General features: G+C 70.4%; 9 protein-coding genes. 4 read left to right on the forward strand and 5 right to left on the reverse strand.

The features are described from left to right. Positions 1 to 130: 130 nt before the first annotated feature. The 4 genes from OG948_RS08005 to OG948_RS08020 form a co-directional block, all read right to left on the reverse strand. Complete coding sequence (locus OG948_RS08005; RefSeq protein ID WP_406294991.1) at positions 131 to 1,363, reverse strand: sensor histidine kinase; 1,233 nt, start codon at positions 1,361 to 1,363, stop codon at positions 131 to 133. After that, entirely contained in the window at positions 1,360 to 3,474 is a 2,115-nt protein-coding gene (locus OG948_RS08010; RefSeq protein WP_406294993.1) for an MMPL family transporter, read from the reverse strand. Before OG948_RS08010 ends, OG948_RS08005 begins: the two co-directional genes overlap by 4 nt. A gap of 532 nt (positions 3,475 to 4,006) precedes the next feature. After that, a complete protein-coding gene (locus OG948_RS08015; RefSeq protein WP_406294996.1) occupies positions 4,007 to 4,690 on the reverse strand; it encodes a hypothetical protein in 684 nt (227 codons plus the stop codon). 641 nt (positions 4,691 to 5,331) lie between these two features. Beyond that, positions 5,332 to 5,757, reverse strand: coding sequence for a MarR family winged helix-turn-helix transcriptional regulator (locus OG948_RS08020; RefSeq protein WP_406300201.1), 426 nt, complete (start codon positions 5,755 to 5,757; stop codon positions 5,332 to 5,334). 273 nt (positions 5,758 to 6,030) lie between these two features. On the opposite strand from OG948_RS08020, the gene OG948_RS08025 reads away from it, so the two are divergent. Then, the gene (locus OG948_RS08025) at positions 6,031 to 6,447 is read left to right on the forward strand and encodes a cupin domain-containing protein (RefSeq protein WP_406294998.1); all 417 of its coding nucleotides are present in this window, start codon (positions 6,031 to 6,033) and stop codon (positions 6,445 to 6,447) included. Between the two features lie 825 nt (positions 6,448 to 7,272). On the opposite strand, the gene OG948_RS08030 is transcribed toward OG948_RS08025, so the two are convergent. After that, positions 7,273 to 8,115, reverse strand: coding sequence for an ADP-ribosylglycohydrolase family protein (locus OG948_RS08030; protein WP_406300202.1), 843 nt, complete (start codon positions 8,113 to 8,115; stop codon positions 7,273 to 7,275). Between the two features lie 63 nt (positions 8,116 to 8,178). Here OG948_RS08030 and OG948_RS08035 point away from each other — a divergent pair, with 63 nt between their 5' ends. The 3 genes from OG948_RS08035 (at position 8,179) to OG948_RS08045 (ending at position 11,905) form a co-directional block, all read left to right on the forward strand. Then, complete coding sequence (locus OG948_RS08035) at positions 8,179 to 9,321, forward strand: hypothetical protein (protein WP_406295000.1); 1,143 nt, start codon at positions 8,179 to 8,181, stop codon at positions 9,319 to 9,321. Between the two features lie 1,021 nt (positions 9,322 to 10,342). Beyond that, complete coding sequence (locus OG948_RS08040; protein ID WP_406295001.1) at positions 10,343 to 10,879, forward strand: DUF6643 family protein; 537 nt, start codon at positions 10,343 to 10,345, stop codon at positions 10,877 to 10,879. Between the two features lie 213 nt (positions 10,880 to 11,092). Beyond that, a complete protein-coding gene (locus OG948_RS08045) occupies positions 11,093 to 11,905 on the forward strand; it encodes an MOSC domain-containing protein (protein ID WP_406295002.1) in 813 nt (270 codons plus the stop codon). Positions 11,906 to 12,758: the final 853 nt, after the last annotated feature.

Consider the following 12,758-nt stretch of genomic DNA (forward strand, 5'->3'; position numbering starts at 1 on the left):
CTCCCGGCCCTCGTCACGTACACGCCGCCGCAGGGTGTCAGGCCCTCACCGCACGTTGATCATCGCGCGACCGCCGCCCGACCGGCGCAGTGCCCCACCCCGACGCTCCGCGCCTCCCGGCGACGGGTCATCACGCCCCCTCCCGCTCGCCCATCGGCAACACGGCCTCCACCTTGAACCCGCCTCCCACCCCGGGCCCCGGCCCCGCGACCAACGTCCCTCCCACGCTACGAGCCCGTTCGGTCATCCCGAGAATGCCGAACCCGCCCTCCTGCCCGGCCTCGACGTCGTTCCCATTCCCGCTCTCGCTCCTACTCGCGATGCCGCTCCCGATTCCGACTCCACGGCCGTCATCGCACACGGTGACCCGCAGTTCGGCATCCACGACGGCGAGTTCGACCCGTGCGGAACGTGCTTGCGAATGCTTCACCACATTCGTCAGCGCCTCCTGCACGATCCGGTACACGGCAACGCCCACCTCGGGCACCGGCGGTGGTCCGTCGTGGCCGACGAGCGTGACCTCGATGCCGGCGGAGCGTGCCGCGCTCACGAGCGGCACCAGGCCGTCCAGCCCGGCCAGACCGGGCACCGCCTCGTACGACGAGACCTCCTCGGCGTCCCGCAGCACGGAGAGCGTGGCCCGGAGTTCGTGCCTGGTGTCCCGGCACGTCTCGGCGATGGTGTCCAACGCGCCGACCAGCACAGTGCGTTCCACCGGCGGATCCTGGGCCGCGAGGTGCGCGGCCACGCCCGCCTGGACACCGATCAAGGTGATGCTGTGCGCGAGCAGGTCGTGCAGGTCGCGTGCGATCCGCAGCCGTTCCTCGGCCACCCGCCGCCGGGCCACCTCGTCCCGCGTACGCTCGGCCCGCTCGGCCCGATCGATGATCGCGCTCATGTGCGCGTGATGGATGCGCCACGCCTGCCCCGCGACCAGCGCCGCGAACACCCAGCCGGCCATGCCGCAACGATCCCGCCACGACGGCGCGTCCTGGCCGCCGAAGGTCATCACCACGACGACCACGGTCAACGCCACGAAGGCGAGCACGATCGCCTCCTCGCGCCGGATGTACGCCGCGTACGTCCCCAGCGCGAGCAGCGCCAACGCGGCCGCGCTCTCGTGCAGGTACTCCCGGTTGTGGTACGGCACCGTCAGGATGAACGTCACCAACAGCGCGGTTCCCGGCCGCGTCCGACGCCAGGCCAGCGGGATCGCCGCACCGACCAGCAGCGCCACGCCGATCGGGTCCATCGACCGTTGTCCGGGCCACATCCACGCCGAGCCGATCGCGCATGCCGCCAGCAGGGACGCGAGCAGGGCGTCCCAGAGGGACGCCCCGCCCCCAAACGATCGCTTCGTCACACCGCCATCTTCCGGGACGACGCGGGCGGTTCCACCGGCCGGGTCCCCGCCGACTCGGGCGCGGGCCGCCCAGACAGCGGACCCGGCCACCAGATCCGCCGATCCAGCGCCACGCTCGCGGCGGTGACCAGGAACGTACGCACCAGGAACGTGTCGATCAACACGCCCATCGCGACCACGAATCCGATCTCCACCAGGGAGACCAGCGGCAGCAACATGAGCACCGAGAACGTCGCCGCCAGCACGAACCCGGCGGACGCGATCACCCCGCCGGTGGTCTCCAGCGCGGCCGGCGCGGCAATCCTCACCGAGTCCCCACGCAGCGACATCTCCCGCACCCGATGCATCAGGAAGATGCCGTAGTCCACCCCGAGCGCGACCAAAAACACGAAGGTCAGCAGCGGAGTTTGCGCGTCCACTCCCGCGTATCCGAAGCCGTGCTCGAAGATCAGCCCACCGATACCCAGCGAGGCGGCCCACACCAACGCGACGGCTGCGACCAGGATCAGCGGTGCGACCAGACTCCGCAACAACACGATCAGCACCAGCAACACCGCGAGCAGCACGAGTGGGACGACGACCCGGCGATCCCGCGCCGTGGTGTGCGAGGTGTCCATCTGCTGCGCGGTGGACCCGCCGACGCGCGCGTCCGGCACGGTGCGCAACCGTTCGATCGTGGCGTGTTCCCCGGCCGACTCCGGCCGATCCTTCGCGAAGGCCAGGATTTCCGTCCAGCCACCCGCGGTTCGCGCCTGCCGAGCCTGACCGACACCCTCAGTCCTGGAGACCGCCGCGAGCACGGCCGAGGCCCGTTCGGTACGCGCCATCACCGCGATCGGCGCACCCGACTGCTCCGGGAAGGCCACACTCAACGTCGCCTGCGCCGCGATCGACTCGGGCTTCGACGTGAAGCCGTCACCCTGCCGCAGCGGATCCGGCAGCGCGAACGCGGTCAGCGCACCCGCCCCCAGCAGTACGACCCCCGCCACCAACACCGCGATCGGCCGTCGGGATACCCCTGTCCCGATCCGCGCGTACGCCCCGCGGCCACGCTTGGGCTCGCTACCGAACGCGGGCACGAACGGCCAGAACACCCGGCGCCCGAGCAGCACCAGTACCGCCGGCAACAACGTCGTCATCACCGCGAGCGCACACGCCACGCCCACGGCGCCGACCGGCCCCATACCCCGACTGCTGTTCAGATCCGCGGCGGTCAGGCACAACAGCCCCACCACGACCGTCCCCGACGAGGCCACAACGGCCGGCCCACATCCGCGCAGCGCAGCAAGCATCGCGTCCAACGGCCGTGCGTGGACCCGTAGTTCCTCGCGATACCGGGCTACCAGAAGCAGCGCGTAGTCGGTACCCGCACCGAACACGAGCACCGTCAACACACCCGAACTCTGTCCGGTGACGGTGATCCCGAACGCCCGCACCAACCCGTACACCGCCGCCGTCGCGACCGCCACCGCGACACCGGCGCACGCGAGCGGCACGAACCACAGGTACGGGCTGCGATAGGTCAGCATCAGCAGCACGGCCACCACGAGCACGCTGGCCAACAACAACGTCCCGTCGATCGAGTCGAACACCTCCCCCATGTCCGCCTCGATCCCGCCGGGTCCACCGAGCCGCACGCTGAGCCCGTCCGGATGCCGATCGAGCACCTTGCGAATGTCCGGGACGATCTCATCCGGCTCGGCACCACGCCGATCGACGGACAACGCGTAGCGCAACGTCGCGTGGTCGACCGACTCCTCCGCGACCGGCCCCGGCCCGGCCACCAGCGGATGCCGAGTCACCACCTCGGCGACCTGACCTGCCGCCAACTCCCCGTCGGCGAGCGTCAATCCGCCGTCCCGGTGATACACGAGCTGCACGTCCATCGCGTCACCGCCGGGCAACCCGGCCTGAACCTTGGCCACTTGGGTCGACTCGGCGTTTGCCGGCAGATAATCCACGGCCTCGTTGCGCTGCACATCGGCGAGCTTGGACGCGAACATCCCGGCCACCAGGACGACAAGAATCCAGCCGCCCACGACGGCCCACGGCACCGCCCACAACCGCCTCCGGCGGACCGGCGCGGTCTCTTCCTTCGACTGTGTCTCCATGCCGTCAAGGCTCTCGGCCGCCCGGGCCGGGGGCGTCCGGCGGACGGCCGATGTCCGGGTTACTCCGGGCGATGTCCGGGGGTGGTGACTAATCCCGTGGGAGTAATGGCGGGGAGTAGCGCGGGGGTTGGGGCGGGGGTTTGGGGTGGGGCGGGTTACGAGGGGGAGAGTGGGGTGGTAGCCGGGTGGGGGCGGCGTTTGCGAGGGGAGGGTGGGGTGGCTGCCGGGGGGTCGAGGGGCGCGGCCCGGGGGTCGAGGGGCGCGGCCCGCCGGCTGCACCGCGCCGAGGTTCCCGTCGCGCGCACACCGTGCGTCCCGCCGCCCCCGTGAGCGCCGGTCGCCGACGGCCACCTCAGTGGCGAGGGAGAGACCATGGACTCTCTCGACCCCGGATCGAGACGCCCGCTCCCCTGGTTCGAGAACCTAGGCGTGGCGCGGAGGAACGGAATCAGTCACGGATAGGTAGTCGCGCGGAGCTGCGAGAAGGCTCGTGGATGCGCCATGAGACGCGAGGAGGTGCGAGGAGGCGTGCCTATGGGTGCTTGAAGCGGTGGTACGGCCTGCGCGCCTTGAACGTGATGTCCAATTCCGGTGGCCGCAAAGAATCGTCGGGCGGCAACTCGTGGGTGAGCGAGCCGACCAGCGCCAAGTAGCCCTTGAGCGCGTCGGGTTCGCGGAGCCCACGGCCGGCGGCGTACGCGAACTCGGATGAGGCGGCGGCGAAGACGCCCCGGCTCCCGATCAGGAAAGCGGTCCGCGCGTACGTCACGGGCCGCAGCCACTCCCTCGTGTCGCGATGCCCACTCTGCCGCAGCCACGCGGCGGCATCCCGTTCCGTGCGCTCCTCGCGAGTCTCCACCGTGAGCGGCGTGCCGGCCGTCAACCGCCGCCTGACCCGCGGCCACGCGCTCGGGCGCAGTCCCAGTGAATGATGCATCAGCACCAGGTCCACCCGACCGCCGCTCGCGTCGATGAACGTCTCGTCGTCCAACGGCACACCACTCCGCAACGGAACATGCACGACGGTACGCCGCGAATAGGCCGCGAACGAGAACAGGGCCGCCAACCGGGCCAACCCGTCATGGTCGCCGACCACCACGCCGTACTCCCCCAGCGGATCGGCCAACGCGGTATGCCGCAGCGGCGACCGAGGCTGCACGACGCGATACTCCACCAAGCCGACGCGCGGCCGGAACTGACGCAGCCTCAACCGCACGAAGACCTACCCGCGAACCCACCCATCCCGACACCTTCCCGACCCGACAACACCACCGACGCAACGAAGTTCCGGAGGCGAGCGCAGGAGGCAGAACCACGCCCTCGGCCTCGGTGCCGCCGGCCCGGCCTGCGGGGGACCCATCCGACTTCGGCGCCCCGACACCCGGACCACCCACGAACTCGACCACGAACTCGACCACGAACTCGACCACGTCGACCGATCCGCCGGCCCCGTACGGCCAGGGCAACCCCGGCCCCCGGCGTCGCTCCCATACGGCAACCCCTCGGCCGAGCAGCCGCCCACCGGCCCGCCGAGCGCGCCCGACCGAGTGCCCTCCCCGGAGTCGCGACGCCGGGGAGGGCGGGCAAGCGCGTCGGGGGTTGCGAGGCAGCGGGGCGCGCCAACCACCGAGGCATCACGGCCGGCCGGTTCGGGGGGCGGCGTCGGCTCGCCCGATGCCCACAGCAGCCCGAGTCGGTCCACTCCGGCCTGGTCCGGCCCGCCCGGTCCGGCCCGCCCGGTTCGGGTCCGCTCCGGTCCGCGCCGTTCCGGTCCGGTCCGTTCCGGGTCCGGTCCGAATACGCTCCGAGGCCGCTCCGGAACCGCTCCGGCCTGGTCCTGCCCGACCCGTCCGGCGATCACCCGCCGCCGAACCAAGCCGGCATGTCGAAGTGGAACGAGTCCCCCGGTGTCATCGTCCGAAGATCCTCCTCCAATGCACGCAATCGATCCATGCCGAGCGTCTCACCCCACTTGGCACGCAGTTCCTCGAAGACCGCCGCCGACTTCGCGAGCGAATCGACGCCGCGCGCGGTGAGCCGAACCACCTTGCGCCGCGCGTCACTCGGATCCACTCCGCGTTCGACGTAGCCCAGGCGCTCCAGGCCATCGATCGTCTTGCCCGCCGCCTGCTTCGAAACGCCCAGCAGGCGGCCGAGTTCCACAGCCGTGGTGCCGTTCGGACCAATGGCCTGGAACACGAAGCCATGCATCGGACGCAGGTCGGGATGGCCCTGCCGGGCGAGTTCCGCGTGAACCTCGTCGATGAGCATGCGAAACGCCATCAACAGGCGCAACGGCAGCTCGAAGCCGGGCGGATCCGATACGGGCTTGCCGACGCCCCCCGCACTCGCCGGAACGCGCTCGCTCCCGCCATCGCCCACGCCACCTGTACCGCCCGCGCCGTCCGCACCGCCCACTTCGCCCGGGCCGCCCACGCCGCGCCGACCGCCCGTACCGCCCGCAGGCGAATCTGTTGACATGAATAGACAACCTGGTTCACTATTTAGACAACGACATTGTCGAGTTGCTCACGAGTTTACCGAGGAGATCAACGTATGCCCGTCATTCGCAGTGCCGACGCCCGCGTCACCACCACCCCGAACGCCGTCATGACCACGTACGCCTCCCCCACCCAGGGCGGCACCGAAGCGGCCCTGTGGCGCGTGGACATGGCCGCAGCAACCTCCGGCCCGTACCACGCCATCGACGCCGACCAGATCTGGACCGTACTCACCGGCAGCCTCACCGCCGACGTCGACGGCGAAAAGCTCACCGCGGCCACCGGCGACACGCTCGTCCTCCCTGCCGACGTCCCGCGCCAACTCCACTCGGACACCGAATCCGGCTTCTCCGCCATCGTCACCTGCCCCGCGGGAGCCCTCGCCTACAACCCGAACGACATAACCCCGCCCGGCGCCTGCGGAATGGCCCCCAAGGAGGCCGAACGCATCCTCCCGCCATGGATCGCATAACCCACACCCCCGCAACCCCAACCAGCCCCCGACCCACCCACCGAAACCAACAGCGCCCCCGCCGACCACCCTCGGCGCCGCCGGGCTCACGTCGTCCGAACGATCACTCCGCACCCCGTGCCGCTCCCCTTCGCCACCCGCCCCACCAACGCATCCAGGTCCAGCACCAGACCAATCCCCCAAAGATCGCCACCAAACAGCAACAACAACGCCGGAACCCCGGGGGGCGGGCGGCCGGCGGGCGGCGGGCAGTCGGCAGTGGGGTCGGTGACGACCGAAGGTGGCGACGGCCAGCGGTCGGTGACAACCGAAGGACGGCGACGGGTGGGCGGTGGGCAGTGGTGGCGGGTGGGCGGTGGCGGGTGAACGGTGGCCGGGTGGGCGGTGCCGGGTGAGCGGTGGCCGGTGAGCGGCCGGAAGCGGGTCGTGGCGGGCGGCGAAGTCCGGCAGCGAACGGGGTTGACCCAGTGGCCGCCGGGCCCGCAGATACCGAAACTCCACAACCATCCGCCGCTGTTGGCCCCTGGGCACACCAGGGATCGCCACGAAATCACCTCCGCAGCACGCACCCATCACCTCAGCGCCGCCCACCCCGACCCGACCCAACACAAGACCGGCCCAACACGCGGCAAATGAACCAGAACCACGGGGCCGAGCGGCGAAGCCAAGCACGATGACAATGACGCGGATACGGATACGGATACGGAAGCGCCACAGCGCGACCCCGCAGCCCCGCAACCCACCCAACCCGTCAACGTCACCGCGCTTGCGTGACCCTCACCCAACTCTCACCAAGCCCCCATCAAACGCGCCTCCACCCATCCCTCACCACAAAGGCGCCTCCGCGCGGGTCACCGCAAGGGTGCGTCGCGCCAACTCCTCCAGTACGCAAGCCTCTTGCCCCGGCAGCCCGGTCCTGACCCGACTCGGCGCCATCGACGGCCATCCCGCCTCCGCGCCGTACAGGGCCCCGGCGATCGAACCCGCCACCGGCGCGGTGGTCTGGATGTCCAAGCCCCCACGTACCGTCAGGCCGATCTGCCGACACGGATCCCCATCACCCCAAAGCAACCCCGCCGCAACCAGGCAGGCGTTCCCAAGCGCGTCCCACCGCGTGGCGGTTCCGTAGCGCTGATGCACTTCGGCCGCGGCCTGCTCCCAGGTCCGCCCACGCGTATAGGCGACCAGAACACCCTGAATCGCGCCCGACAACCGCGATTCGAGGGGCACATGCCGCAACGACACACCGACCGCCTGCGCCGCATCCCGCGCCGTGAACGCAGCCGCCGCAAGCGCCGCACTCCACATCGCCGCATACAGCCCCTCACCCTCATGCGACACAAGCGCGTCCTTACACGCCAGCCGCGCCGCCCGCCTGGGATCGCCGGGGGCCACGTACCCGTACAGATCCGCTCGCGCCATCGCCTCATCGGTACTACCGCGAGCACTCCCCGCGGACACCGTCGCCGGCGGCAACGCACCACCCAGCAAAGCCAGATACGCGGCCTGCTCCGCCGGACGTGGACGCAGGAACGGCAGCGTCAGCAACCACAACGCCCCGACCTGCGCACTCGTGAAACCCGGCCCGTGCAACTCCAACACCCGCAGACTCAGCACCGCCCGATCCATCGCGTCGCTACGGTCCTCCGCGCGAGCGGCATCCGGCACACCCGACCCGCCCGGGATACGCGCCGCCTCGTGGGCACCAAGGCAACGTCCGATCCAGCCTCCATGGATGCGATCCAGCAAGGCGACACCGGGTGGCGGCGGGTCGATGGCCCCGGCCGGGGGAAGCGCGTCGTCCAGGAATCGATCGGCGTCATCCAAGCCGCCGTTGCGACTCCGATCGGCCCGGGTCGGGGGAGCTTGCGACGATCGCCGCCGCTTCGGTTCGCCTCGGGCAAGCTCGTCCCGATTCAGCTCGCCTCGATTCGGTTTGCTCACATTTGCTTCGACGCGACTGGCTTCGTCTCGCCCAAGACGCTGCCGTTCCAGACGGTCTCGACCAAGACGACTTCGATCCACCCGATCTTGCACAAAACGATCTTGCCCAAGACGATCTTGAGCAAGACCGCCTTGGGCAGCACCTTCCGGGGCAGCACCGTCTTGAGCAAGAGGGTCCACGGAAACGCCATCCCGGGCAACACCGTCTTGAGCCAGACGATCTTTAGCCAGACGATCTTGAGCAAGACGACCTCCCGCAGGACGCTCTTGATCAAGGCGGTCTTGCCCAAGAAGCTCTCGCCCCGGACGACCTTGATTCAGACAATCTTGATGAAGATCATCTCGGCCGAGGCGATCCCCTTCCAGACGGTCTCGGTCGCGACCATCCTGTGCCCGCCCACCCTGAACTCGGTCGCCCAAAGTCCCACTCCCGCCGGTTCGACCATCATCGATTCGTCGATCTCGAGCCGTACCATCGCCGTTCCGATCATCTGCCGTCAGACAATCTCGCTCGCGATCATCTCGCGCCCCGCCACCCTGGTCTCGGCCGGCGCACACCGCCCCACCAGCTCGAACTCGACCACCGTCGGAGCGTTCGCCTCGCTCCGCAGGATCTCCCTCGCGAATATCTCGTCGCCCATCATCCGAAGCCCGACCATCATCGGACTGATCGTCTTGCGACAGACGATCTTGCGCCCGACGATCGTCAGTCCGATCGTCGGGCAGGCGCGAGCCACGACCCGTGTCGTCGTTGTCGAACCGATCATCGCCGAGCCGATCGTCTTGCGGCAGACGATCTTGTCGCGGAGGAACTCGAGTTCCGTCGCCGAAAGCGGGACCGTCACGATCAACGCCGGCCCGCAAGCGATCGCCCGCGGCTCCGGCGTCGCCTCGAACCACGACTCGGCGACCCCGACCATCGCGGGCTAAGTCATCCGCGCCTAGTTCGGAGCCGACCGCCGGAGCGTCGCCGAGGCCGCCGCCGGCGCCAGGTCCGCCCCGCCAACCCCGGCCATCGCCACGAAGACCGCCCCCGGATCGAGCGTCGCCGCCCCAGCCCTTGTCCGCACGGCCGGCCCCAATCCCGGCCCCACCTCCGGCTGCGGCCCCGACGCCGGCCACTCCCGCCCGGCCTTCGACCAACCAGCCTTCGGCGGCCCGACCCGAAGTCGTCCGAATCTCGACCCCCTTCGGCCCGCGGCACCAACCGCGGCACCAGCAGCTCCCGCACCGGTTCCGCTACCCCCCGATCACCGGAACCGTCCGCCATCCCACCCACGCCACCACCGGCACGCAACCCACCACCCGCGTCACCCAACACATCCGACGGATCAGCCACATCCGGCACGCCCGAGACCTCCGACGAAGCGCCCCCCTCCGGCCGCACTGCCCGCGCCGCCGCTGCCGCCCCCCTCGCCGCCTCCGCAACACCCTCCGCGTCCCGCGCCGCCGACCCTCCCCAACGACCCCGCCGGATGCGAGCCCGCTCCCGTTCGCCATCCCGATCGCGCGCCCGACCCAGTGCCTGCACCTGCCCCTGTACCTGTCCTCGCGCCCGCTCCGGCGCCTGCTGCCCTTCGCCGCGTCCGTCCTGCGCCTCTTGCGAGTCGTGCCGCACGTAGTCCTCCCCGGCCGGGTGGGCAGGCCGGCACCAACCGGCGGGCGGCACTGCCCGGGACGTTCATGGCCTTGCCACCCGGCAGCCAATCGCGACTGCGGGTGACGAAGCCCGCTCGTACCGCATCATGCGCCGGCCGATCGGCGAAAGGCCAGACGCCCGACACGGTGGATTCGACCCAAATGTGACGCCCTATCACATGCCCTGCGCAGGCTACGGAACCGCCCCGGTCGAGGCCATTGGCAAGGCTTGACGAAGTTCAGACGCGACCCGCTGAAATTCGTCACGACCCAGGGGGTTCGCAAGCGCCGCGAATCGCGTACCTTATCGGCCATGACCTCGGCTCGCGCCTATGACGGCGGCATCTACTCGCCGTATTCGGAGACCCCGATCTACGACCGGCTGGTGGCCGAACGGGGCCGGCCGGAGATCGGCCCCTTCAACCTCCCCATGCCGGACTTCGCCATGCACCCGCTCTTCGGCGAACGACCGGCGCTCCCCGCCCTCCCGGCCCTCCCGTCCTCGCACTCGTCGCCCGCTCCGGCGTACGGGTCCGCGTACGGCGCGTCGGCCCCGGGCTACGGCTACAACACGCCGGCCCCGATGCCCTCGCTGCCCGCCCCGCTGCCGGTACCTGCGCAATACGGCGGCGGTTCCCCGCAGTACGGCGGCGGCCAGTACAACAACGCGCACATGTCGGGCTACGCGTCGATGGCCCCGGCCGCGCCGCAGGCACCCCAACAGGCCGTGCACCAGGCGCCGCAGCCCGGCGCCGGGCAGTACGCCGCGCAGTACGTACAGCCGCCGCAGGTCCCGACGCCGCGCGTGCCGAACATGGGTGAGCCGGGCCAGTTCCCGCCTCGCTACTGATTCACGCGCCGGCCGTAGGACACCGCCGGTCGAGTACACAGGCCGTACGTACTCGACGACTCGTGCGGATCCGACCCGTCGCCACGTGCACGAGTCGGGGATCGCGTCGCGCATCGAGTCGCTCCACCGCACGTCGTGTGGCACCTCCCGAGCAGGGCGGCGTCGCACCGATCCCCCGCCGGCCTCCCCGGACCGGCGTGAAAAAGTGAACGCATGCACCACCTCGCCTCCTTGCACGTGTATCCGATCAAGTCCGCACGCGGTATCGACCTCTCCGAGGCCGTGGTCGAACCCTGGGGTCTTGCCGACGACCGGCGTTGGATGCTCGTGGACGAGACCGGACGGTTCGTCAGCCAGCGCAAGCAGCCACTGCTCGCGACCGTGACGGTACGTCAGGAGGCGGACGGGCGACTCGCCGTAAGCGCGCCCTCGATGGACGAATTGTGGATCGAGCCGACTGCCGAGGTCCGGCTCGTTCCGGTGACCGTCTGGAACGACGAACTCGAGGCCGCCATCGGCCCGGACGACGCGCATACGTGGTTCGGAAAGCTGCTGGGCATCGACGTCCGACTGGTCCATCTCGACGATCCGACCCGACGAACGCCCGATCAGCGCTTCGCGGATGCATCCGATCGGGTGAGTTTCGCGGACGGATTTCCGCTGCTGCTGACCACCACGGGTTCACTCGAAGCACTGAACGCCGTCATGGACTCGCCGCTGCCGATGAACCGCTTCCGCCCCAACGTCGTCATCGACGGACCCGAAGGCTGGGCCGAGGACAACTGGCGCCGAGTCCGGATCGGCGACGTCATCTTCCGTGTGGTCAAGCCGTGTTCGCGTTGCGTGATCACCACGACCGACCAACACACCGGCGCCCGTGGCCCCGAGCCGCTCAAGTCCCTCGGCAAGCACCGTCGATTCGACAACAAGCTCATCTTCGGCCAGAACCTGATCCCCGAACTCTCCCCGAATACCAAGGCCATCCTCCACGTCGGCGCCCTCGTCGAGGTCCTCGAAACCAACTGACCGACCCACGAGCGCTCGACGCCCGGCACGAGACCCGACACCGGAAACGCGCACGACAGGGACCACCATCGCGCGCCAGCCCGGCCCGGCTCGGCTCGGCTCGGCTCGGCTCGGCTCGGCTCGGCTCGGCTCGGCTTCCGAGCGTCCGTTCGAGGTCGGGCAAGACGTTGCTCGGCGAAGTGACCGCGTGCGGAGGGGCATTTCGCCGGTGGGGCCGGTCCGTGCGCGCGCCGGTGGGTGAAGGCGACAGTGGGGCGGCGGCGTTCGGGCCGCTCCGACGACAGCCCGCCCACGGCACACCGCCACGCCACGCGCGACCATCCCCTCCGAGCCGACGCCGGCCAGGAACGACCGGATGGTCCGGAGGCTCGAGTTCGGGTGTCATCAGCCTCACGGCTTGGCCGACGGAGGGCAGCGGCCCACGGCTGGTGACCCCGTGGTCGCCCGGCCGGACGCCCGGCGGCGACGCAGCGTTTCGCGCCGGGTGGCGCAACGCCCGCGGCTCAAGCGGATGACGGCTCCTCAGCCCGGCAAGGCTCGCCGTACGACTCGGACATCTATCGGCATGCCGGCGCGCGAAGGTGGCTATTCGGCGCGCGCCGGTCGTAAGTCGCCCCCACCGTACGGTCGTCCGTCCGGCTCGATCGTCAGGCCAGGCCCGGCCAGGCCCGGCGCCGATGGGCGCTCTTATCGCCCGGGAGGTCCACGACGGGAGGGCAGCCGACGAGCCCGACTCGGCGAACGTCCACGGCGAGTGGACGCCACGCTTCGCCGCCGGCGGTGGTGGTGGATCGGCACGTGAGGGGCGCCGGCCTCGCAGACGGACAGCGGTCAACGGGGGGCCACGAGACGG

This window comes from Embleya sp. NBC_00888, assembly GCF_045207655.1.
Lineage (GTDB): Bacteria > Actinomycetota > Actinomycetes > Streptomycetales > Streptomycetaceae > Embleya.